Origin of the sequence: Streptomyces narbonensis (genome assembly GCF_014649015.1) — a bacterium.
Taxonomy (GTDB): Bacteria; Actinomycetota; Actinomycetes; order Streptomycetales; family Streptomycetaceae; genus Streptomyces; species Streptomyces narbonensis.
The window spans coordinates 177,913-200,340 of record NZ_BMSF01000010.1; the positions used below are offsets into that span (position 1 = coordinate 177,913).

Here is a 22,428-nt window from a genome sequence, read left to right on the forward strand (position 1 = left end):
ATGGCCGTTCCCGTGGTGCGAGTCCTTCGAGCAAGGCCCTCATGCAGGTCTCGGTCTCTCGTACGAGCCCTTCGCGCGAGACCTTCGCGGGCGTTCTCCGGCCAGGCTCACACGGTGGTAGACGGATCGTCAACAAGTCGCGCGCGAGGGATTGACGGGCTTGCTGACGAGCAGTCTGATAGCTGGTGACCCCCGGTAACGTAACGCCACGGCGACCACAGCGAGGTGCGTCCGCATGACCCCCTTCCGCGAGTCCCCCGGTCCCGACTTCAGCCTCCTCCGGGACGCCCTGGGGCCGCTGCGCGACCGTGAGCAGGTCGCCGAACGGCTCCTGGAGTCCTCCCGCAAGCACTCGTACGACCCCGACACCGAGCTCGACTGGGATGCGCCCTTCGAGGACGGCAAGTGGTTCTGGCCGCCCGAGCTCGTCTCCCTCTACGACACCCCGCTGTGGCGCCGGATGTCCGAGGAGCAGCGGATCGCGCTCTCCCGCCACGAGGCGGCCTCGCTCGCCTCGCTCGGCATCTGGTTCGAGATCATCCTGATGCAGCTGCTCGTCCGGCACATCTACGACAAGTCCCTGACCAGCCATCACGTCCGCTACGCGCTCACCGAGATCGCCGACGAGTGCCGGCACTCGATGATGTTCGCCCGGCTGATCCAGCAGGGCGGCACCCCCGCGTACCCGGTGCCCAGGCTCTACCACAATCTGGCACGCCTCCTGAAGACCGTCTCCACGACGCCCGGCTCCTTCGCCTCCACCCTCCTCGGCGAGGAGATCCTCGACTGGATGCAGCGGCTGACCTTCCCGGACGAGCGGGTGCAGACCCTCGTCCGCGGGGTGACCCGGATCCACGTGGTGGAGGAGGCCCGGCACGTCCGGTACGCCCGGGAGGAGCTGCGCCGCCAGATGATGACCGCGCCACGCTGGGAGCAGGAGTTCACCCGGCTGAGCTGCGGGGAGGCGGCCCGCGTCTTCTCCACCTGCTTCGTCAACCCCGCGGTGTACGAGGCCGTGGGCCTGGACCGGCGCGAGGCCGTGGCGCAGGTGAGGGCGAGCGGGCACCGGAGGGAGGTCATGCAGTCCGGCGCGAAGCGTCTGACGGACTTCCTCGACGACATCGGGGTGCTGCGGGGCGCGGGGCGCCGTCTGTGGCGGTCCTCGGGGCTCCTCGCCTGACGGGGGCGGGGCACGCTCCCGGCCGTCGCCGGTTCCGGACCGGCCGCCTGACCGGCCCGTTCCGCGGATACGCTGCGGGCATGACAGGCGCCGCCACCCCCGCGTACCGCAGGCTCAGTGTCGAGGAGCGGCGCGGGCAGCTGCTCGACGCCGCCCTGGGGCTCTTCGCCCACCGGACGCCCGAGGACGTCTCGCTCGACGACGTCGCCGAGGCGGCCGGCGTCTCGCGGCCCCTCGTCTACCGCTACTTCCCCGGCGGCAAGCAGCAGCTGTACGAGGCCGCCCTGCGCTCCTCGGCCGACGCCCTGAACCGCTGCTTCAGCGAACCGCCCGTCGGGGCGCCGACCGAGCGGCTCGGCCGGGTGCTCGACCGGTATCTGACGTTCGTCGACGAGCACGACGCCGGGTTCAGCGCCCTGCTGCGGGGCGGCAGCGTCGCCGAGACCTCCCGGACCAGCGCGATCGTGGACGAGGTCCGGCGGGCCGCGGCCGAGCAGATCCTCGTCCACCTCGGCGCCGAGCGGCCGGGCCCCCGGCTCTCCATGCTGGTGCGGACGTGGATCGCGGCCGTGGAGGCCGCCTCGCTCATCTGGCTCGACGAGGGGAAGCAGCCCCCGGCGCGCGAACTCCGGGAGTGGCTGGTCGACCATCTCGTCGCCCTCCTCGCCGCGACCACCGCCAGCGACGGGGAGACGGCGGCGGTCGTCGGGCGGCTCCTCGCACAGGAGACCCCCGAGGGGCCGGTCGCGGCACTCGCCCGCAAGGTGATCCCCGTCGTGGGCGAGGCGGCCCACCTGCTGTGAACCGGGGCGGCGGGAGAGACTGGAGGGGTGAGAAGCGAGAACACGCCCTTCCGCGGCGGCCCCCTCGACGGCCGGGTCCTGCCGATCCTGCTCGGCCCGACCGGGCACCCGCCGAAGTGGTACGAGGTGCCGGTCCCGGCCCATGACGGACGCCCGCCGATGCTGCACGCGTACCGACGCGAGGCCGCCGGTCACACGAAGCGGCTCGGCATCCAGCGCGGCTGGGTCTACGAGTACGCCCCCGAGGGCCGCGAGCGGCGCGAGCTGAAATGGCCGTGGTCCAAGCCGGGCGGTGGGGCGGGTGGTGGGACGCGGCCCACGGACGCCGGGCCGACGGGTGCCGGGCCCACGGACGCCGGGCCGACAGGTGCCGGGCCCACGGACGCCGGACCGACGGGTGCCGGGCCCACGGACGCCGGGCCGACAGGTGCCGGGCCGACAGGTACTGCGCCGAACGAGTGAGCACGCCGAACGACTCCCCATTCGTACGGTAATCAGATGAAGTGACGCGTCATCATCCCCGTGGAGGTGGTGACGTGTCGCGAAGGCTGCTGCGTACGGTCTGCACGGGAGCGCTGGCCGCGGCGACGGCCCTCACGGGGGTGGTCACGGCGGCGGGAGCGGGGCCGACAGACCCGCCCGCGGAACCCTCGGCGGAGGCCCCGATCGCCTGGGCGGACCCTGCGGCGGAACCGGTCGGCCCGGTGGATCCGGAGGCCGGGGCGGGATCGGTGACGGAGCCGGTCGATCCCACCGATCCGGTGAATCCGGGAGCCGGGGCGGGATCGGTGACGGAGCCGGTCGATCCCACCGATCCGGTCGATCCGGTCGATCCGGCGGACTCGGAGGCCGGGGCTGATCTGGTCGGTCCGGCCGACCAGGCCGATCCGACTCTCGACCCGCCCGACGCGCAGGTCGATCCCGCCGACCCCACCGCCCCTCTCCACCCCACCGACCCCACCGACCCCACCGACCCCACCGACGACGACGCCGCCGCTCTCCCCCCGCCCGGCGGCGACTCCGTCACCGCGCTCCTCACCCGGCTACGGACGCTCTACCAGCGCACCGAGGAGGCCACCGAGCGGTACAACGCCGCCGACGAGGCCCTCAAACTCCAGGCCGCCGACACCAAGAGGGTCACGGCCCGGCTCACCACCGCCCGGACCGAGCTCGCCCGGGGACGGGCCGAGGCCGGGCGACTCGCCAGGGAGCAGTACCAGGGCAGGGCAGCGTTCACCTCGTTCCCCTCCTCCCTCCAGGCCCTCTTCGCCGAGGACCCCCAGTCGGCCCTGGACCAGGGGCGACTGCTCGCACGCGCGGCCCGCGACCGGGCCGGCACCCTCTCGCGGCTCGAAGGGGCCGAGCGCCGGGCCGGCGCGCTGGCGAGCGCGTCCCGCAAGGCCCTCGACCGGCAGCAGTCCCTCGCCGCCGCGCAGCGCGTCCGGCGCGACGACGTGACGGCGAAGCTGCGCGAGGTCGAGAAGCTGCTCGCCTCCCTCTCCCCCGATCAGCTCGCCCGGCTCACCGAGCTGGAGCGCGTCCAGACCGCGGGCGCCCAACGCGAGCTGCTCGACTCGGGCGTCCTGGACGGCCCCCGCACCCCGTCCCGGGCGGGCGCGGCGGCCTTGCGGTTCGCGATCGGCCAGATCGGCAAGCCGTACGTGTGGGGGGCCGAGGGCCCGGAGTCGTACGACTGCTCGGGGCTGACCCAGCAGGCGTGGGCGGCGGCGGGGAGCGAGCTTCCCCGGACCAGCCAGGAGCAGTGGGAGCAGCTGCCCCGGGTGCCGCTGTCCGAACTCCGGCCGGGCGACCTGGTGGTCTACTTCCCGGGCGCGACCCATGTGGCGCTCTATCTCGGCGAGGGCCTGGTGGTGCAGGCGCCGCGGCCCGGCGGGAAGGTGAAGGTCTCCCCCGTCGCGGCGAACCCGCTGCTCGGGGCGGTCCGGCCCGATCCGGGCGGGGAGGCCCTGGAGACGTACGCGCCGCCGGAGCTTCCGGCGGGGGCCACGGCCGGGGGCGACGAGGGGTACGACCATCTCTCGTGAACTACCCCTGCCCGCAAGCCTCTTGCTCTCGCTCGTAATAATCACGAAGAGCGGGGCCCTCCGGCGGCGGGCGAGGGCGCGACGGGCGGCAGGGCGACGAGGACTACCGCGGCGGCCGCGAACGCGAGGGCGTTGCCGACGACCAGGATCCGGTACGCGTCCAGGGTGCCGACCTGGACGGCCCAGCCCGCGAGCAGCGCCCCGAGGGAGATGCCGACGTTGGTCACGGCCCGCAGATAGGAGCGGAACTCCTGGGGCCGGTCCCCGCCGTGGTGCCGGATCAGCGGGGCGCGGGCGGCCAGCCCGGCGGCCTTGGCCCCGGTGGCCGTCGAGACGGCGACGACGAAGGGCCAGAAGCCGTCCGCGAGGACGAAACCCGCCGTGGCCACCGCCTGGACGACCAGGGTCGCCGTGTAGACGCCGCGCGCTCCGTGCCGGTCCGCGAGACGGCCGATCGCCCTGCGGGACCGGCCCTACCTCCTGCTCACCGCGCTCGACGGCGTCATGGCCATCCAGTTCAAGGTGCTCACGGTCGCCGTCCCGCTGTGGCTGGTCGGGGCCACGACCGCGCCGCACTGGCTGGTCTCGGGCGCGATGCTCGCGAACACGGTCATCGTCGTCGGACTCCAGGTCCGGGCGAGCCGGGGCATCGACTCGCCCCGGGCGGTCCGGCGGGCGGAGGCCGCACGCGCCGGGACGGCTCAGTCGAAGAGCGAGATGACGCCCAGGACCCACACCGTCACGAAGGCGATGACGCCCACGGCGCAGCCGACACCCGCGAGCACCCCGCCGACGGTCCACGGCTCGTCGGGCGCCTCGTACTCCCCGTCCGCGTCCTCGTCGTAGGTGGCCGGGTCGTCCCAGTCGACCGGGTGTCCCAGCTCCTCCGCACAGGCGGCCCGCACCGCGACGAGCCGCTCCTCGGCGAGCGCCGTGCCGGCCAGCGCCTCGGGGCCACGCCAGGCAAGGGCCTTCATGCGCCACCCGGGGGAGCCGTACCGCTCCTCGAAGGCTGCCGTCTCGTCCGCGTCCCGGTCCTCTTCGAGGTACATCCAGCGCCCCGCCTCGGCGGCGTCGCCGTACAGCCGGTACACCTCGGCGAGGCGGCGGCGGACGGTCAGGTCGTGCGGGAAGGACGAGACGAGGCCGCGCAGGCGCTGGCGCGCCATCGGCACGCGGCCGGCGGCCAGGTCCGCGTCCACGCGGACCAGGGTGTTCGAGAGGGGCATGCCCCCATCATCGAACACCCTGGCGCCGCGAATCGACCGGATTTCGCTGGCCGAAACCGTTCGAACGCGGGTCGGAGCCTCGTCAGGCTCCGGCGACCTCGGCCAGGTACGCGTTCGTCTTCTCCGGGTCGAAGAAGAAGTTCTCGAAGTCGGCCGGGTTGTCGAAGCCGTTCGCGAAGCGGTCGGCGACCGGCTGGAGTTCGCCCGCTGCGCCGATCAGGTTCAGGACGTGCTCCGGAGGGACGCCCAGCATCGCGTTCGTCCACTTGGTGACGTGCTGCGCGGTCTCCCAGTAGCGGTCGAAGGTGGCCTGCATCCAGGTCTCGTCGAAGGGCTTGTCGCCGTGCTCGACGATGGCCGCGAGGTACGCGGCGGCGCACTTGGACGCCGAGTTGGAACCCTGCCCCGTGATCGGGTCGTTGGCGACGACGACGTCGGCGACACCGAGGACGAGCCCGCCCCCGGGGAGCCTGCCTACGGGGTGGCGGACGGTCGGCGCGTACCGGCCGGCGAGGGTGCCGCCCGCGTCGGTCAGCTCGACCTTGGTGGCACGCGCGTACTCCCACGGCGTGAACTTCTCCATCAGCTCCAGCGTCAGCGCCAGGTGCTCGGAGGGGTCCTTGATGCCCTGGAAGACGTCGACCGGGCCGCCGGGGACACCCTCCCAGAAGAGGATGTCGGCACGGCCGCCGGTCGTCAGGGTGGGCATGACGAAGAGCTCGCCGACACCCGGGACCAGGTTGCAGCGGACCGCGTCGAAGTCCGGGTGCTCGGGGCGCGGGCCGAGGCCGTGGACGTACGCCACGGCGAGCGCCCGCTGCGGCTCCGCGTACGGCGAGCGGGACGCGTCCCGGCCGAACATGGAGACCAGCTCGCCCTTGCCCGCGGCGACCAGCACCAGGTCGTAGTTGCGGGAGAAGTAGTCGAGGTCGCTCACCGCCGCGCCGTGTATGACGAGCTGGCCGCCGCGCTGGGCGAAGGTCTCCATCCAGCCGGCCATCTTCACGCGCTGGTCGACGGACTGCGCGTAGCCGTCGAGCCTGCCGACCCAGTCGATCGCGCGAGCCGAGTCGGGGGTGGCGACGGAGACGCCGAGGCCCTCGGTCCTGGGGGCCTGGGACTCCCAGAAGTTGAGGCCGAGGTCGCGCTCGTGCCGGAGGGCCGTGTCGAACATGCACTGCGTGGACATGACCCGCCCGGAGCGGATCTCGTCCGCCGTCCGGTTCGACATCAGGGTGACCTCGTACCCCTGCGTCTGAAGTCCGAGGGCGAGCTGCAGACCGGACTGGCCGGCGCCGACTATGAGTATCTTCCGCATGGGTGGTGCTCCTGCGACTGGTGCTGCGACGGTACGGGCTGTTCGCTGTTCGGCTGTTCGCTGTTCGGCTATTCGGTTGTTCAGCTGTTCGGCTGTTCGGTTGTTAGACTCTTCGGTTGTTTGGCTCTTCGGCAGTCTGGCTCGTCGGCCGGCCGGCTATTCGGGGGAGGCTTCCAGGGCGTGCGCGACCATGGAGAGCAGGGTCTCGACGACGCTGTAGCGCTTGCGCGCGTCCATGATCACCACCGGCACGTCCGGGGAGACCGTCAGCGCCTCCCTGACGTCCTCCGGCTCGAAGCGTTCGGTGCCCTCGAAGTGGTTGACGGCCACGATGTACGGGAGGCCGCAGCTCTCGAAGTAGTCCAGGGCCGGGAAGCAGTCGGTCAGCCGGCGCGTGTCGGCGAGCACTATCGCCCCGATCGCCCCGCGCACCAGGTCGTCCCACATGAACCAGAAGCGCTGCTGCCCCGGCGTACCGAAGACGTACAGCACGAGGTCGTTGTCGAGGGTGATCCGGCCGAAGTCCATCGCGACCGTGGTGGTGAGCTTGTCCGGGGTGGACGTGAGGTCGTCGGTGTCCTCGCTCGCCCGGGTCATCAGCGCCTCGGTCTGCAGCGGGGTGATCTCCGAGACCGCACGGACGAAGGTGGTCTTGCCGACGCCGAAGCCGCCCGCGACCACGATCTTCGTCGCGATCGGGGCCCGGGTGTGGTCGAGCTGCCAGTCCTGGGCGCCGTCCTCGGCGTCCGGTTCCGCTTCCCGTTCCGGTTCGTGCGGACCGGCCTGGGGCTGGGCGGGGATGCCGGCGGCGACCGCCGGGGCTTCCACCGGTGATTCGGAGACGGCGGTGGCGTCAGAGACGACGGAGTCCACTCAGCACCCTTTCGAGGAGCGCGCGGTCGGGCTGGCCGGTGCCGTGACCGGTCCCGTACACACGGATCTTTCCCTGGTCGGCCAGGTCGCTGAGCAGCACCCGGACGACTCCCAACGGCATCTTCAGCAGCGCCGAGATCTCCGCGACCGTCCGCATGCGGCGGCAGACCTCGACGATGGCCCGCATCTCCGGCATCAGGCCGCGGACGGCGGGCCCGCCGTCCGTCAGGACCTTGCGCACGGGGGCCGCTTCGAGCGCGGCGACGAAGGTCTCGACGAGCAGGACGTGGCCGAAGCGGGTACGGCCTCCGGTCAGCGAGTACGGGCGCACGCGCGAGGGGCGCCGCCCGTCACCGCGCACCGGCAGTTTGTGGGCGTGAAAGGCCGCGGACGCAAACGTCACTTGGTGCTCTCCCTCACTGGCTGCTCTCCATCGACTTACGCAGCTCGCTGCGGACTTCGGGGGTGAGGACGTGTCCGGCGCGGCCCACGAAGAGCGCCATGTGGTACGCCACGACACTCATGTCGCAGTCAGGGGTGGCGTGCACGCCGAGCAGCGAGCCGTCGCTGATCGACATCACGAAGACGCTGCCGTCCTCCATCGCGACCATGGTCTGCTTGACCCCGCCGCCGTCCATCAGCCGTGCGGCGCCGATGGTGAGGCTGCCGATGCCCGAGACGATGGTGGCCAGGTCGGCGCTGGAGCCGCGCGGCCCGTCGGGCCGGACGGTCTCGGCGGCGGCCGCGCCGGCCTGCTGCACGGCCGGGTCGGACGAGAGCAGCAGCAGCCCGTCGGAGGAGACGACGGCGACCGAGCGGACTCCCGGTACCTCCTCCACGAGATTGCCCAGCAGCCATTGCAGGTTGCGGGCCTCCGTGCTCAGTCCGAACGTTCCCGTCGCGGTCAACTGCGTGCCTCCTCGACTGTGTCCCCCGTCATCTCCTCTGTACGTGCAGGCCCTGCGGCGGCTATCCGTGCCGCCGCGTCCGTCTCCGTCCCGATCTCCGCCTCCACGTCCCGGCGTCCGGCCTTGGCCCCCTGGTGGAAGCCGCCGAGCCGGCGGCGCAGGGCCTCGGCGTCCACGCCTCCCTTACGGGGCGCGGTGGGGGCACCGGGCTGGCGGATCACCTGCGGGGTGCGCTTGGGGAGTCCCTTGTCGGTGACCCGCTCCCACTGGGCGGCCCGGGGTCCGGGAACCGGCTGGTCGGAGACCGGGTCGGGGACGGCGGGGGGTGCGGTGGGAGCGGCGGCGACGGGGTCCCCGTCGGCGGCGCGCTCGTGGGTGTCCGGCTCGGGCTGCGGGTCGGGCAGCCGGACCTGGAGCGTGGTCTCGGAGACGGACTCCCCGAGTCCGACGGGCTCATACGCCTCGGTGGGCGCGGTCGCCTCGACGGGCGCCGGCTCGTACACCTCGGTGGGCGCGGTCGCCGCTACGGGCGCCGGCTCGTACACCTCCGCGGGCGCGATCGCCTCTACGGGCGCCGGCTCGTACGTCTCCGCGGGCTCCTGCGCCCCCACGGGCGCGGGCTCCGCTTCTGCCTCCGCCTGGGCTTCTGCCTGGGCCTCCGTCAGGCCTTCCGCTTCAGCCTCCGCCGCGAGGAACGCGCGCTCCGCGGCCTCCACCAGCGGGTCGCGGTTCCGGGACGGCAGGGTGTTGGAATTGGCCTCCGCCGCCGAGCCGGGCAGGTGGATCGTGGGCGCCGTGCCCGCCACCCGTACCGGCTCCGACACCACGGTCGGCGGGGTCGTGGGGAGCAGGGGCAGCGGCAGGACCACGACGGCCGCGATACCGCCCGGCTTCTGCTCGCGCAGTTCGACGCGGACCCCGTGGCGGGCGGCGAGGAGGGCGGTCACGCGCATGCCGAGGCCCTCGCCCTCGAAGGCGTCCGGGTCGGCTTCGGCGAGGCGGGCGTTGAGCTCGGTGAGCCGGGAGCCGGTCATGCCGATGCCGGCGTCCTGGACGGAGAGCATGACCTCGCCGGTCTCCAGGAGCCAGCCGGAGAGCTGGACCTCGGCGTCGGGCGGCGAGAACGACGTGGCGTTCTCCAGGAGCTCGGCGATCAGGTGGCTCAGGTCGTCTGCGGCGAAGCCGGCGATCTGGGCGTGCGGCGGCAGGGACTGGATGGTGACCCGCTCGTACCGCTCGATCTCACTGACGGCGGCGCGCAGCACGTCGACCAGCGGGACTGGCCCGGCGTGGCCGTGGACGTGCTCGTGGCCGGCGAGGACGAGGAGGTTCTCGCTGTGGCGGCGCATGACGGTCGCCAGGTGGTCGAGCCGGAAGAGCGTCGCGAGGCGGTCCGGGTCCTGCTCGCGCTCCTCCAGCTTCTCGATGACGCCGAGCTGGCGCTCGACGAGCCCGAGGCTGCGCAGCGAAAGGTTGACGAAGGTGTGGTGGACGGTGTCCTTGAGGCGTTCCAGGTCGGCGGTGAGGAGCGCGACCCGGCCCTGGAGGTCGGCGCGCTGGGCGGCGAGCTCCGCGCCGAGAGACTCCTTGGCGGCGGCGAGTTCGGTGTTCTCGCGGGTGAGCCGCGCGCTGTGGGCGGCGAGGCCGGCGAGCTTGCCGTGCAGGGTGTTGAGGGAGCGGACGGCCTGGGCGAACTCGTCGTTGCGGCCGGTGAAGCGGACCGGCTCCTCGGTGTGCGGCTCCGGCGCGGCGGCGAGCCGGGCGGCGCCGATGCGGAGCACGGCGAGGGGCCGGGTGAGGGTGCGGGCGACGTACGTGGAGATGCCGATCGCGAGGACGAGGCAGCCGCCGAGGAAGGCGAGGCGCAGTTCGAGTGCGGTGACGTCGTCGTCCCGGAGGGCGGCGAAGTGCTCGACCCGCTCGGTGGAGAGACGGGACTCGACGCCGCGCATCTGCTCGATACGGGCGGACAGCGCGGCCTCCAGGCCGGCCGGGTCGGTACCGCGCTCGGCCTCGGTCAGCCGGGGCTGGTCGGTGAGCGTGGCGAGCGAGCGCTCGGCGCTCTTGACGTCGGGGCCGGTGACGGTCGTGGCGATCGCGTCGCGGGCGGCGGTACCGGCTGCCTGGTCGAAGTCGCCGAGGGCGGCCAGTTCGCGGACGCGGGCCAGCTGGGCGGCGGCCGTGAGGGCGTCGCGGGCGCGCTCTGCCTCGTCGGCGCCCTCGGGCACGTCGGGGACGTAGGTGCCGGTGGTGGGGTCGTAGTGGACCTCGCCGGTCGGCTCGGGCTGCGGCACGGCGAGCGCGGCGACGAGCAGGCCGCGGGTCGCGGAGGCCTGTTCGACGGCGCGGCCGAGGGCGGCGGGGGCGCGGGTGGCCTCGGTGAGCGCGCTGCCGGCGGCGCGGGGCGGGGTCTGCTCGGCCAGCTCGTCGGAGAGGGCCTGGAGCTTGCTTATGACGTCCGTGTAGGCCTTGTGGGCCTCCAGGGCCGTGCCCTTGCCGGTGAGGGCGGCGCGGCGGATGGAGGGGACGCCGGCGAGGTCGCGGCGGAGCTCGGTGGCGGCCGCGGGCCGGATCTCGTCGATCTGGCGGTCGACTCGGGTGGACCGGGTGTCGGTGACCTGGCGCTTGTCCTTGGCGGAGCCGGTCTGCGCGTCGCGGCCCGCGGCGATGTAGGCGACGACCTCGTCGCGCTCGTCGGCGAGGGAGTGCGCGAGGGTGACGGCCTGCCGGTCGAGCTCGGCGAGGGTGACCAGGCGCTGGGAGTCGGTCAGCTCGGAGGAGGCCGTGAGGATCGCGGGGGCGCCGGCGACGAGGACGGTCACGCCCACGAGGGCGACACCGGCGACCAGGCGGTTGCGGACGCGCTTGGAGCGCCCGGCCGGGGGCTGCGGGGCGGGCGTCGCGGCGGGCTCCGAGGGATGGCCGCCGGGGGGCGTCGCGGCGGTGCCGACCGGGGTCGGGGCCGCACCGGGGGTCTGGCTCCGCGCGCCGTTGTTGCTCCGAGGCCGCTTCTTCTCCACCGGTGCTCGCATTCTTGACTCGTCCGCCCACAAAGCAGAGGTGACGGCCGGTCACGTGGAGCGCCCCCACCCCTGGTACGGCTTCCGACCATTCCAGCGGTTCTGGGAAGGGGACGCGCATCGGCCGCTCCGCCACCCGAACGAGTGAACAACACTCATGAGTTGGCGAACAACTCTCCAGGACGGGTGCCGCGGCCCTCCCCGGGCCCCCGGTTGGATCTTCCGCGCGGGCTTTGGCAGGATGCCCGCCCGCAGCTCGACGGAGGTACCGGTTCCGCCTCTCGCGCTGCCTCCGGCCGGTTGGTACAGGCCTTTTACGGCCGTTTGGAGGCGCCGTGAAGGAGTGTGGCGGGGCGGGCACACTGGTCGTCATGCGCAGCGACGTCGCCACCCTCCCCGGCAGCCCCGAACGCCCCAACGAGGACTGGGCAGCCGCAGCTCTGCCCGCCTCGGGCGGCGGGGGGACGGTCGTCCTCCTCGACGGCGTCACACCACCGGCCGGTGATGACGGTTGTGTGCACACCGTGCCGTGGTTCACCGCTCGCCTCGGCGGGGCTTTGACCGAACTGTCCGCTTCTCGCCCGGACATGCCCTTGCCGGAGATCCTGTCCGCGGCAATCCGGCGCACCGCGGAAGCCCATCACGGCACCTGTGACCTTTCTCACGTGCGTACGCCCCAGGCGACGGTGGTCCTCGCGCGCTGGGACGAGGCCTCGGTCGAACATCTCGTCCTCTCCGACTCCGCCCTCCTCCTGGAGGCACCGGACGGCTCGGTCCGTGTGGTGCTCGACGACCGGCTCGACCGGATCCCGGACGAGGTCCTGCGCTCCCTGGAGGCGACGGACCGGCTGCGGAACCGGGAGGGCGGCTTCTTCACGGCGGCGGCCGACCCGTCGGTCGCCGGGCTGGCCGTGACGGGGACGACGCCGCGCGCGGAGGTACGGGCCCTGGCTGCGCTCACGGACGGGGCGAGCCGCTGGGTGGAGCTGTTCGGCGCGGGCGACTGGACGGAGTGCTTCGGCGTCCTGCGCGCGGAGGGCCCGTCGGGGCTGCTCCGGCGGGTGCGGGCGCTGGAGACGGCGGACGCGGAGGCGGGTGGCCGGCGCCGCTGGAAGAGGCACGACGACGCGACGGCGGTGTACGCGGAACTGCGCGCCCTCGCGTGAAGCCGTTCCCTGCCCTCACCTGAGGCCCATGGCCGAGGTCCAACCGTGAGGCCCATGGCCGAGGTCCAAGCCTGAGGCCCATGGCCGAGGTCCAAGCCTGAGGCCTCACGTGCGCACCGTCGCTCAAGCCCGCCCCTCCGGGCCCCGCGTCAGCCCTCGGAGCGGACGTTGAAGTGGTGGAGCAGCCTCGCCAGTTCGGCCACCTCGGCGCGGTCCCAGTCGACGAGCTTGCGGACGTACCGCTCACGGCGGGCGTCCCGGACGTGCCGGAAGCGGTCCCGGCCCTCTTCCGTGAGCCGCACCAGCGAGGCGCGCCCGTCGGCGGGGTCGGGGTCGCGGACGACGAGCCCGAGCATTTCGAGTGCCCGCAGCTGGCGGCTCATGGTCGCCTTGCCGACGCCGAAGTACCCGGCGAGTTCGGTGGCGCGCTGGGGGCCGGCGTCGTCGAGGCGGACGAAGAGCCCGTAGGCGGCCGGCTCCAGCTCGGGGTGCACCTCGCGGGCCATCTCGCCGGACTGGGCGCGGGCACGGCGCAGGAAGACCGCCAGTTCCCGTTCGAGAGCGAGGAATTCCGGGTCCACCCCGGGGGGCGTGACGGCCCGGCCTTCACTTCCCGTACCGCTTCCGTGCACGTCAGCACCTCCCACGCTTTCTCCGACGACTTCCCGGCCGCTGAAAGTTTCTTCCCTCCACGGCCATCGCCGCAGCTCCTTCAGTATTTCGCAGGCGTAGACCAACGGCGGTATCCGGCCCCCCTTCCGCCGGACGGGTCTACGTGCGTAGCGTCATGCATGACATGTTCACACCAGACATGTCGACAGGTCCCCCACCGCCTTTCGGAGGCACGCATGCGTGTGCACAGATCCGGAACGACCCTCGCCGGCGCCGCCCTCGCGGCCCTGGCCCTCCCCCTCCCCCTCGCCGGGTCCGCCGGCGCCGCCCAGGACCCGGGCGCCCGGCAGGTGCCCGCGCGCGGCACCGCCTCCATGGGCATGGGCGTCCTGAAGCACGACGGCCGCGACGGCAAGCCCGGCGGGATCTCGACCCAGGCCGTCCAGACGGAAGGCGTGGACGTCTCCTCGCACCAGGGGAACGTCGCCTGGTCCACGCTGTGGAACAGCGGGGTCAGGTGGGCCTACGTCAAGGCGACGGAAGGCACGTACTACAAGAACACCTACTTCACGCAGCAGTACAACGGCTCGTACGACATCGGCATGATCCGGGGCACGTACCACTTCGCCACCCCGGACACGACGACCGGAGCCGCCCAGGCCGACTACTTCGTCAACAACGGCGGCGGCTGGTCGAAGGACGGCAAGACACTGCCGGGCGTCCTCGACATCGAGTGGAACCCGTACGGCGCGACCTGCTACGGCAAGACCCAGTCCGGGATGGTGACCTGGATCCGCGACTTCCTGAACCGGTACAAGTACCGGACCGGGCGCGACGCGGTCATCTACACGGCGACGAGCTGGTGGACCCAGTGCACGGGCAACTACTCCGGCTTCGCGACGACGAACCCGCTGTGGATCGCGCGGTACGCCTCGACCGTGGGCGAACTCCCGGCCGGCTGGCAGTACTACACGATGTGGCAGTACACCTCCACCGGCCCGACGGTCGGCGACCACAACCACTTCAACGGCGACTACTCGCGCGTCCAGGCGCTCGCCAACGGCTGACCTGGCACTCCCCCTTCTCTCCTCGCCCGGCGCGGCGACGGCGGCCCTCCGGGTGTGCGGCACCCCGGGGGGCCGCTGCGGCTTTTTCCGCCCGGCCCCTTGCTCATTGGTATGGACCAATGCGAGGCTCTACGGCGGTCGCACGGAATTCAACTTCCTTGCACCCAGCGCGCGTTGCTCGTTCCGTACTCCCCCACGCACGAGAGAGAGCCCCCGCATGCCCTCGTACCGCCGCACCTCCGCCGTCGCCGCCTCCGCCCTGTCCGCCGCCGCACTCGTCGGCCTCACGCCCGCCACGGCCGGTGCCCACGGCGCCGTCTTCAACCCCGTGAGCCGGGTGGCGGCCTGTTACGCCGAAGGCCCCGAGACGCCCAAGTCGCAGGTGTGCAAGGACCTCGTCGCCGACTCCGGCACCCAGCCGCTCTACGACTGGAACGAGGTCAACATCGCCAACGCCGACGGGCAGCACCAGGCCCTCATCCCGGACGGCAAGCTCTGCTCGGCGAACCGCGCCAAGTACCGGGCGCTGGACTGGGCGCGCACCGACTGGCCGGCGACGCCGGTCGCGGCGGGCTCCTTCGACTTCAAGGTGCGGGCGACGGCGGCCCACTCGGGCACGATGACGGTCTACATCACCAAGGCGGGCTTCGACCCGACGCAGCCCCTGAAGTGGTCGGACCTGGACGCGACCCCGGTCGCCGTCCACAACACCACCCGCACGGCCACGGACGGCTACTACAACTTCACTGGCAACCTGCCGGCCCGCACCGGCCGCCACATCGTCTACAAGGTGTGGCAGCGCAACGACAGCCCCGAGGCCTTCTACAGCTGCTCGGACGTCACCTTCGGCGGTACGGCGGCGGCGTCGTCGACCCAGCTCAAGGCCCAGGCCCCGACCGAGGCGAAGATCGAGGCTGGCGCCGACCTGTCCACCGTCAGCCACGCCGGCCACGGCGGCGACGAGCAGGCCCCGGCGCTCTCCGCCGAGGCCACCGGCGCCCCCTCCTCGCCGCTCCCCCTGGCACTCGCGGGCGCGGGCGCCCTCGCCGCCTTCGCCGGAGGCACCCTGCTCCTGGGCCGCCGCCGGAACTCGTCCGCCGCCTAGGCCTGTCCGGCGCCTAGGTCTGTCCGGCGCCCAGGACCGTCCGCCGGGCCGGTCCGCCCCGAGGACCGTCCGGAGCCCAGGACTGTCCGGCGGATCGTGGCCCCCGCCGTGATCCGCCGGACAGGACTCAGGAGCCGGACGACCCGAGCGGGAAGAGGGCGGCGAGCCGGGGTATGGCCACCCCCTCCGGCCGGACCCCCCGGGGTTCGCCGTCCTCTTCCTCTTCCTCCGCGAGGTCCCCCTCCTCGGCCGCTTCCGCGTCCTCCGCCTCCTCGACCGCGTCGAGGAACTCGTCCCCCTCGTCGTCCTCCTGGCCGGTCAGCTCGTCGTACGCGTCCTGGGCGACGTAGTCGAGCTCCTCCCACTCGGGCCACTCGTCGTCGTCCCACTCGTCCCGGTCGCGGCCCACGAGGGCCCTGATCCCGGGCACGTCGGCCAGCGCGTCCGGGTCAGCGACGACCGACTCGTACACCTTCCGCCCTTGGCCGACCAGCCAGAGCGTGAAGTAGTGGAAGCCGTCCTCCGTGCAGTCGCCGCCCTCCACGCGGTTCGCCGCGGTCCAGACCGCGCGGGTGTCGGCTCTCTCGCAGACCTTCTCCAGGCGCACCTGGAACGCCACGCTCTCGGCCTCCGGACGCCGCACCAGCTCCGCCCGCAGCCACTCCAGCCGCTCGTCCCGGTCACCCGGGCGGCGGCTCAACTCCTCGATGAGAGCCCAGAAGGCGTCTTCGTTCATGCGTACGAGGATGCCAGCCCCGACTGACATCCGGACACGGATATGAGGGAAGGCCGGAGCGGGGTGCCCCCGAGGGGGACACCCCGCTCATCGCAAGGGAGTTCGGCCCGGTTACGCGGCGACGGCCACCGGCACCGCCGCCGGGGCGAGCGCGATCTCCAGGACCTGCCGGACGTCTGTCACCGGGTGGACCTCCAGCTTCTCCAGGATCTCGGCCGGGACGTCGTCCAGGTCGGCCTCGTTCCGCTTGGGGATCACGACCGTCGTGATGCCCGCCCGGTGCGCGGCGAGCAGCTTCTGCTTCACGCCTCCGATCGGAAGGACCCGGCCGGTGAGGGAGACCTCGCCGGTCATGGCCACGTCCGTACGGACCTGGCGGCCGCTCAGGAGGGACGCGAGGGCGGTCGTCATCGTGATGCCCGCGCTCGGCCCGTCCTTGGGGACGGCCCCGGCCGGGAAGTGGATGTGGACACCCCGGTCCTTGAGCCCGGTGACGGGCAGCTCCAGCTCGGCGCCGTGCGAGCGGAGGAAGGAGAGCGCGATCTGCGCGGACTCCTTCATCACGTCGCCCAGTTGGCCGGTGAGGGTGAGCCCGGCGGCGCCGGTCTCCGGGTCGGCGAGGGAGGCCTCCACGAAGAGGACGTCTCCGCCCGCGCCGGTCACCGCGAGTCCGGTGGCGACGCCCGGCACGGCCGTGCGCCGCTCGGCCGGGTCCTGCGCCGACTCGGGCACGTGGTGCGGGCGGCCGATGAGGTCCCGCAGGTCCTCCGGGGTGACCGTGAACGGCAGCTCGCGGCCGCCCAGTTCGTGCTGCGCCGTGACCTTCCGGAGCAGCCGGGCGATGGCGCGCTCCAGGGTGCGGACGCCGGCCTCGCGGGTGTACTCGCCGGCGAGCTTCCGCAGGGAGGCGTCCTCCAGGACGACCTCGCCGGGCTCCAGGCCGGCCCGCTCCAGCTGGCGCGGGAGGAGGTGGTCGCGGGCGATGACGACCTTCTCGTCCTCGGTGTACCCGTCGAGCCTGACCAGCTCCATGCGGTCGAGGAGCGCCTCCGGGATGGCTTCGAGGACGTTGGCCGTGGCGAGGAAGACGACGTCCGAGAGGTCGAGTTCGACCTCCAGGTAGTGGTCGCGGAAGGTGTGGTTCTGCGCGGGGTCGAGGACTTCGAGGAGGGCCGCGGCCGGGTCGCCCCGGAAGTCGGAGCCGACCTTGTCGATCTCGTCGAGCAGGACCACCGGGTTCATGGACCCGGCCTCCTTGATGGCGCGGACGATCCGGCCGGGCAGGGCGCCGACGTAGGTACGCCGGTGACCGCGGATCTCGGCCTCGTCGCGGACGCCGCCGAGGGCGACGCGGACGAACTTCCGGCCCATCGCGTGGGCGACGGACTCGCCGAGCGAGGTCTTGCCGACGCCGGGCGGGCCGACGAGGGCGAGGACGGCTCCGCCGCGGCGGCCGCCGACGACGCCGAGGCCGCGCTCGGCCCGCCGCTTGCGCACGGCGAGGTACTCGGTGATGCGCTCCTTCACGTCCTCCAGGCCGGCGTGCTCGGCGTCGAGGACCGCCTGGGCGCCCGGGATGTCGTACTGGTCCTCGGTGCGCTCGTTCCAGGGCAGTTCGAGGACGGTGTCGAGCCAGGTGCGGATCCAGGAGCCCTCCGGGGACTGGTCGCTGGACCGCTCCAGCTTCTCGACCTCCTTGAGGGCCGCCTCGCGGACCTTCTCGGGCAGGTCGGCGGCCTCGACGCGGGCGCGGTAGTCGTCGGACTCGTCACCCTCCGCCTCGCCGTTGAGGTCGCGGAGCTCCTTGCGGACGGCTTCGAGCTGGCGGCGGAGCAGGAACTCGCGCTGCTGCTTGTCGACGCCCTCCTGGACGTCCTTGGCGATGGTCTCGGCGACGTCCTGCTCGGCGAGGTGCTCGCGGAGCTGGGCGGTGGCGAGCCGGAGGCGGGCGACCGGGTCGGCGGTCTCCAGGAGTTCGACCTTCTGCTCGACGGTGAGGAAGGGCGAGTAGCCGGAGTTGTCGGCGAGGGCGCCGACGCCGTCGATCTGCTGGACGCGGTCGACGACCTGCCAGGCGCCGCGCTTCTTGAGCCAGCTGGTGGCGAGTGCCTTGTACTCCCTGACCAGCTCGCCGACGGAGCCGGGCAGCGGGTCGGGCAGGGTCTCCTCGACGGTGCTGCCCTCGACCCACAGGGCCCCGCCGGGTCCGGTCGTACCGGCGCCGATGCGGACGCGGCCGAGGCCGCGGATCAGCGCGCCGGGGTCGCCGTCGGACAGCCGTCCGACCTGCTCGACGGTGCCGAGGACACCGGTCCCGGCGTAGGTCCCGTCGACGCGGGGCACGAGCAGCACCTTCGGCTTGCCGCCGCCCGGGCGGGCGGCGGCCTGGGCGGCCTCGACGGCGGCCCGTACGTCGTTGTCGGAGAGGTCCAGCGGCACCACCATGCCGGGCAGCACGACCTCGTCGTCGAGCGGCAGCACAGGCAGAGTGAGCGGCGCGGACGCCTTGGACGCAGAAGCCATGATCTCCCCTTCGGCAGTCAAGTTGAGCTGTACGGACTCAATGCACATGAGCCCAGGAATGTTCCCCGGCCGCAGTTCGCTCTGAGCGATCACTCTTTCGCGGGGCCGCGAGCTGCCGGTGTAATACCTCTATGGATATCGCAGCTATTACCTCTGTGTGGGTGGCCGGCTGGACCGTCTCCCGGGGGACCCCGTCCGCGGTCGTCGAGCCCTGGGGCTACCGGATCGACGTCGGCCTGCCCGGGCACGTCGTCCGACACGTGCTGCCCGCCCCCGACGAGGACTCCGTCGGCGCGCTCTGCGAGCGGCTCACCGAGCCGTACAGCTGGCTCAAGGTGATGGCGACGCCGGAGGACGTGGCGCCCTGGATCACCGAGGGGTGGACGATCCCCGACGACCCGGGCTTCATGATGGTCAAGCCGCTGGACCCCGGCGCGCGCCCCGCGCCACCCGAGGGGTACGCGCGGACCACCGAGGTCCGGGACGGGGTCATCCGGGTCCGCGTCCTCGCCCCGGACGGCACCCTCGCCGCGCGCGGCCAGATCGCCCCGACCGGCTCCACCGCCGTCGCCGACCAGATCGAGACGGACCCCGCGCACCGGCGGCGCGGTCTCGGCGCGAACGTCATGCGGACCCTGGAGGCGGCCGCCGCGCAGGCCGGCGCCGAGACCGGCGTGCTGTCGGCGACCACGGACGGCCTCGCGCTGTACGACTCCCTCGACTGGCGCTACCGCGGGCCCCTCACCGGGATCGTCCGGTCGGGAACCTGACCGTCCGGCTGCGCGGGGCACCCCCCACGGGGCATGCTCGACCCATGGTGCGAGGCCGAGGCGTACGGGGGAAGTGGTGCGGGGCCCTGCTGCTGGCGGCGGTCCTGGCCGGCGGCACGAGCGCGTGCGGGCCCGAGACGCCGCCCGCGCCGGGGGGACCGGCGTCGGGCATGTCCGTACCCCCGGCTCCGAGTGCGCCGAGCGCGCCGGGCGACAGCGGGGAGCCGACCCGTACGCCCGACGCGACCGCGGGGACGAGCACCACCGCGGCCCCGAGCCCGCGGACGAGCACGACCGCGGCCCCGTCCACGAGTACGAGTGCCAGTGCGACCGCGACCGCGACCGCTCCCACCGACGAGCCCCAGCCCGGCGAGGTCCTCGTCGAGGTGGTCGTCAACGGCGGCCTCGCCGGGGTCCGCAACAAGCTCGTCGTCCACTACGACGGCAGCTGGACCAGCCGCTCCGGCACCAAGCCGCCCCGCACCGGGCAGCAGACGCCCGCCGAGGCCGCCGAGCTGCGGGCCGCCCTGGAGGACCCGGCCTACGCGCGCGTCCCGGACCGGCCCACCGGGAGCCCGATCGCCGACGGGTTCCAGTACTTCGTCACCTACCGCCACCGCCTCGTCGTCTCGGGCGACGGCGAGCGGCCGGCGGCCCTCCAGCGCGTCTTCACGGCCCTGCCGGAAGGCGGCCCGCCGACGAGCCCCTGAGCCGGGGCTCCGGACCGCCGTGAACCGAACCGGGGTCCGGGCGCGATAGAGAGGGCGTGAGACTGTTGCGCCCCTCAGGGGCAGGCCCCACAGGGGGAGACGAGGGCGGGGGAGAGGACGACGCGGCGCTGCTGCGCGCGGTCGCCCGGGGGGACTCCGAGGCGCTCGGCGTCCTCTACGACCGGCACGCCGGCTGGCTGCACGCCCGGCTGGCCCGGCGCTGCCCGGACGAGGAGACCGTGCGGGAGGTCCTCCAGGACACCTTCGTCACGGTCTGGCGCTCGGCCGGCTCCCACCGGGGGCGGGGCGAGGCCGGCGGCTGGCTGTGGGTGATCGCCGCCCGACGGCTGGTGGACGCCCAGCGGGTCCACGCCCGCGCCGACCGCGCCGCCGTGCCCACCGAACCGCCCGCCCCCGCGCCCTCCGCCGAGGAACGGGTGCTCGCGGGCCTGGAGTACGGCGAGGTGGGCGCCGCCCTCGACCGGATCTCGCCCGAACTCGCCGAGGTCCTGCGGGCGACCGTCGTCGACGGCCTGACGACCCGCGAGACCGCCCGGCTGCTCGGCATACCCGAAGGCACCGTCAAGACCCGCGCCCTGCGCGCCCGCCGCGAACTGCGCGCCGCCCTCGGCGCCGGCGGCCCGTACCCCCTGGGAGGCACCGCATGACGTCCCCCACGCCACCCCCCTGGCACGTCACCGACGCGCTGGCGCTCCGCTACGCGGAGGGTGCCGCGGCCGAGACGGACGCCTGGTCGCTGGAGAAGCACGTCGAGTCCTGCTCCCCCTGTGCGGGGCGCGTCTCGGCCGCCGTCCGCGCGGGAGCGGCGGGCCCGGCCCTGGCCGCCGTTCGGGCGGAGCTCCTGGCGTCCGTGGGACACCGGCCGGCACCGGCGGCCGCGCCCGCGCCCGCCCGGCATCCTCTCGGGCGGGGCGCGCGGATCTGGTGGGCCGCCGGGCCCGCCCTGCGCGGTTCCTGGGTCGTGGCCGTGGCGCTCGTCCTGGGCGGCGCCTTCGCCCTGGCCTACGGCGCCGGGTTCCAGGGCGCGCGGAGCTGGCTGCTCGCCGCCTCCCCGGTCCTCCCGCTCGGCGGGGTCGCCGTCTCGTACGGACGCCACGCCGACCCGCTGTACGAGATCACCGCCGCCACCCCCTCCGGCGGGCTGCGGCTGCTCCTCACCCGCACCGCCGCCGTGCTCGCCGTCTGCGTACCGCTGCTGACCGCGGGCGGGGCGCTGCTGCCGCCGGTGGCCGGCTTCCCGGGGGCGGCCGCCTGGCTGCTGCCGGGGCTCGCGCTGACCCTGGCGACCCTCGCGCTCGGCTCCTTCGTCGGCTGCCGGGCGGCGGCCGCGACCCTCGCCGGCGGGTGGCTGCTCGCCGTGACGGGCCCTCTCCTCGGGCAGCCGGGGGCCGGCACGGGCGGCGCGGCCGTCCTGACCCGCTACTTCTCCGGCCTCGTCGCGCAAGGGAGCTGGGCTGCCGCCGCGCTGGCCTGCGCCGCCCTGCTCGTGCTGCGGCGCCGTTCCTTCGACCACCTGGAGACCCGGTGAACCAGCCCGCCACAGTCGCGGTGACCGGACTGACCGTCCGGCACCGCCGCACCGTCGCCCTCGACGCGCTCGACCTGTCCCTCTCCCCCGGCATCCACGGCCTGCTCGGCCCGAACGGCGCCGGGAAGACCTCGCTCATCCGGGTCCTCGCGACCGTCGCCGCACCCGCCTCCGGGCGGGTGGAGCTGCTCGGCGGGGACGTCGGCAGCCACGGCGAGCGCACCGGGATCCGGCGCCGGCTCGGCTATCTGCCGCAGGAGTTCGGCTACTACCCGGCCTTCACGGTCCGCGAGTTCGTGGCGTACGTCGCCTGGCTGAAGGAGGTGCCGGCGGACCGTGCCGGAGCGGCCGTGGAGCGGGCCGTCGAGCGCGTCGGGCTCACCGACCGGATCGACGCGCGGATGAAGACCCTCTCGGGCGGCATGGTCCGGCGGGCGGGCATCGCCCAGGCGATCGTGAACGAACCGGAGCTGCTGCTGCTCGACGAGCCGACGGCCGGCCTCGACCCGGAGCAACGGGTCGACTTCCGGGCGCTGCTGCGGGAGCTCGGCACGGAGGCGACGGTCGTGGTCTCCACGCACCTGGTGGAGGACGTCGCAGCGGCCTGCACCGATGTCGCCCTGATCGAGTCGGGAGTGCTCGCCTTCCGCGGCACCACCGCCGAACTCGCCGCGCTCGGCGGCGAGTCGGCGGATTCGGACGACTCGACGACGAACGCGATCGAGCGCGGCTACACGGCGGCCCTGCGCGCCCACCGCGACCGCCGCACCGGAGGCCCCGCCGGGCGGCGCGTGAAGGAGTCGCAGCGATGACG

22 protein-coding genes and 1 pseudogene are annotated in these 22,428 nt (G+C 73.6%); 12 read left to right on the plus strand and 11 right to left on the minus strand.

Translation table 11 applies throughout. The annotated features are described in order from the left end of the window. Nucleotides 1-235 precede the first annotated feature (235 nt). The 4 genes and pseudogenes from IE124_RS20725 (at nt 236) to IE124_RS20740 (ending at nt 4,028) form a co-directional block, all read left to right on the plus strand. The gene (locus IE124_RS20725) at nt 236-1,180 is read left to right on the plus strand and encodes an AurF N-oxygenase family protein (protein ID WP_189509338.1); all 945 of its coding nucleotides are present in this window, start codon (nt 236-238) and stop codon (nt 1,178-1,180) included. Nucleotides 1,181-1,260: 80 nt separating this feature from the next. Next, nucleotides 1,261-1,983: a TetR/AcrR family transcriptional regulator gene (locus IE124_RS20730; protein WP_189509339.1), complete on the plus strand. Its 723-nt coding sequence runs from the start codon at nt 1,261-1,263 to the stop codon at nt 1,981-1,983. 27 nt (nt 1,984-2,010) lie between these two features. Next, nucleotides 2,011-2,271 (plus strand): annotated as a pseudogene (locus IE124_RS20735) (DUF8847 domain-containing protein); the annotation flags it as partial. A 248-nt stretch (nt 2,272-2,519) separates the two neighbouring features. Further along, the gene (locus IE124_RS20740) at nt 2,520-4,028 is read left to right on the plus strand and encodes a C40 family peptidase (protein ID WP_189509340.1); all 1,509 of its coding nucleotides are present in this window, start codon (nt 2,520-2,522) and stop codon (nt 4,026-4,028) included. 41 nt (nt 4,029-4,069) lie between these two features. Here the strand turns inward: IE124_RS20740 and IE124_RS20745 are convergent, their stop codons facing one another. The 8 genes from IE124_RS20745 to IE124_RS20780 all read right to left on the minus strand — a co-directional run bounded on the left by IE124_RS20745 (nt 4,070) and on the right by IE124_RS20780 (nt 11,388). Further along, the gene (locus tag IE124_RS20745) at nt 4,070-4,483 is read right to left on the minus strand and encodes an MFS transporter (RefSeq protein WP_306432419.1); all 414 of its coding nucleotides are present in this window, start codon (nt 4,481-4,483) and stop codon (nt 4,070-4,072) included. 18 nt (nt 4,484-4,501) lie between these two features. Next, nucleotides 4,502-4,642 carry a hypothetical protein gene (locus IE124_RS35545; RefSeq protein ID WP_189509341.1) on the minus strand — a complete coding sequence of 47 codons (141 nt, stop codon included), beginning with the start codon at nt 4,640-4,642 and terminating at the stop codon, nt 4,502-4,504. An 87-nt stretch (nt 4,643-4,729) separates the two neighbouring features. Beyond that, a complete protein-coding gene (locus IE124_RS20755) occupies nt 4,730-5,257 on the minus strand; it encodes a DUF6584 family protein (protein WP_189509342.1) in 528 nt (175 codons plus the stop codon). Between the two features lie 82 nt (nt 5,258-5,339). Further along, nucleotides 5,340-6,575, minus strand: a complete 1,236-nt coding sequence (locus IE124_RS20760) for a styrene monooxygenase/indole monooxygenase family protein (protein ID WP_189509343.1) — start codon at nt 6,573-6,575, stop codon at nt 5,340-5,342. A 156-nt stretch (nt 6,576-6,731) separates the two neighbouring features. Continuing rightward, the gene (locus tag IE124_RS20765; protein ID WP_189509344.1) at nt 6,732-7,448 is read right to left on the minus strand and encodes a GTP-binding protein; all 717 of its coding nucleotides are present in this window, start codon (nt 7,446-7,448) and stop codon (nt 6,732-6,734) included. Then, nucleotides 7,429-7,851 carry a DUF742 domain-containing protein gene (locus tag IE124_RS20770; RefSeq protein WP_189509346.1) on the minus strand — a complete coding sequence of 141 codons (423 nt, stop codon included), beginning with the start codon at nt 7,849-7,851 and terminating at the stop codon, nt 7,429-7,431. Before IE124_RS20770 ends, IE124_RS20765 begins: the two co-directional genes overlap by 20 nt. 13 nt (nt 7,852-7,864) lie before the next feature. Beyond that, complete coding sequence (locus tag IE124_RS20775; protein ID WP_189509348.1) at nt 7,865-8,356, minus strand: roadblock/LC7 domain-containing protein; 492 nt, start codon at nt 8,354-8,356, stop codon at nt 7,865-7,867. Then, nucleotides 8,353-11,388 (minus strand): sensor histidine kinase, encoded by a 3,036-nt coding sequence (locus tag IE124_RS20780; protein ID WP_189509349.1) that lies wholly within the window; start codon nt 11,386-11,388, stop codon nt 8,353-8,355. Before IE124_RS20780 ends, IE124_RS20775 begins: the two co-directional genes overlap by 4 nt. 359 nt (nt 11,389-11,747) lie before the next feature. Between IE124_RS20780 and IE124_RS20785 the strand changes: the two genes are divergently transcribed. Continuing rightward, nucleotides 11,748-12,542, plus strand: coding sequence for a protein phosphatase 2C domain-containing protein (locus tag IE124_RS20785; RefSeq protein WP_189509351.1), 795 nt, complete (start codon nt 11,748-11,750; stop codon nt 12,540-12,542). A 149-nt stretch (nt 12,543-12,691) separates the two neighbouring features. Here IE124_RS20785 and IE124_RS20790 read toward each other — a convergent pair whose 3' ends face one another. Then, nucleotides 12,692-13,174 (minus strand): MarR family winged helix-turn-helix transcriptional regulator, encoded by a 483-nt coding sequence (locus IE124_RS20790; RefSeq protein WP_189509515.1) that lies wholly within the window; start codon nt 13,172-13,174, stop codon nt 12,692-12,694. Nucleotides 13,175-13,390: 216 nt separating this feature from the next. On the opposite strand from IE124_RS20790, the gene IE124_RS20795 reads away from it, so the two are divergent. Both IE124_RS20795 and IE124_RS20800 read left to right on the plus strand, forming a co-directional pair. Then, entirely contained in the window at nt 13,391-14,221 is an 831-nt protein-coding gene (locus IE124_RS20795; protein ID WP_189509353.1) for a lysozyme, read from the plus strand. Between the two features lie 217 nt (nt 14,222-14,438). After that, nucleotides 14,439-15,326 (plus strand): lytic polysaccharide monooxygenase auxiliary activity family 9 protein, encoded by an 888-nt coding sequence (locus tag IE124_RS20800; protein ID WP_189509354.1) that lies wholly within the window; start codon nt 14,439-14,441, stop codon nt 15,324-15,326. A 127-nt stretch (nt 15,327-15,453) separates the two neighbouring features. Here the strand turns inward: IE124_RS20800 and IE124_RS20805 are convergent, their stop codons facing one another. Together IE124_RS20805 and lon are read right to left on the minus strand one after the other, a co-directional pair. Further along, nucleotides 15,454-16,062 carry a DUF4240 domain-containing protein gene (locus tag IE124_RS20805; RefSeq protein ID WP_229832643.1) on the minus strand — a complete coding sequence of 203 codons (609 nt, stop codon included), beginning with the start codon at nt 16,060-16,062 and terminating at the stop codon, nt 15,454-15,456. Between the two features lie 111 nt (nt 16,063-16,173). After that, nucleotides 16,174-18,585: an endopeptidase La gene (lon, locus tag IE124_RS20810; RefSeq protein ID WP_189509356.1), complete on the minus strand. Its 2,412-nt coding sequence runs from the start codon at nt 18,583-18,585 to the stop codon at nt 16,174-16,176. Between the two features lie 131 nt (nt 18,586-18,716). Here lon and IE124_RS20815 point away from each other — a divergent pair, with 131 nt between their 5' ends. The 5 genes from IE124_RS20815 to IE124_RS20835 are packed head-to-tail and all read left to right on the plus strand — an operon-like array spanning nt 18,717 to nt 22,426. Beyond that, nucleotides 18,717-19,355 (plus strand): GNAT family N-acetyltransferase, encoded by a 639-nt coding sequence (locus tag IE124_RS20815; RefSeq protein ID WP_189509358.1) that lies wholly within the window; start codon nt 18,717-18,719, stop codon nt 19,353-19,355. A gap of 44 nt (nt 19,356-19,399) precedes the next feature. Then, nucleotides 19,400-20,065, plus strand: coding sequence for a hypothetical protein (locus IE124_RS20820; RefSeq protein WP_189509360.1), 666 nt, complete (start codon nt 19,400-19,402; stop codon nt 20,063-20,065). 56 nt (nt 20,066-20,121) lie between these two features. Beyond that, nucleotides 20,122-20,733, plus strand: a complete 612-nt coding sequence (locus tag IE124_RS20825; protein ID WP_189509362.1) for an RNA polymerase sigma factor — start codon at nt 20,122-20,124, stop codon at nt 20,731-20,733. Continuing rightward, nucleotides 20,730-21,614 (plus strand): zf-HC2 domain-containing protein, encoded by an 885-nt coding sequence (locus IE124_RS20830; protein ID WP_189509364.1) that lies wholly within the window; start codon nt 20,730-20,732, stop codon nt 21,612-21,614. The genes IE124_RS20825 and IE124_RS20830 overlap by 4 nt, the downstream gene beginning before the upstream one ends. Further along, entirely contained in the window at nt 21,611-22,426 is an 816-nt protein-coding gene (locus IE124_RS20835) for an ABC transporter ATP-binding protein (RefSeq protein WP_189509366.1), read from the plus strand. The genes IE124_RS20830 and IE124_RS20835 overlap by 4 nt, the downstream gene beginning before the upstream one ends. The last annotated feature ends 2 nt before the right edge of the window (nt 22,427-22,428 follow it).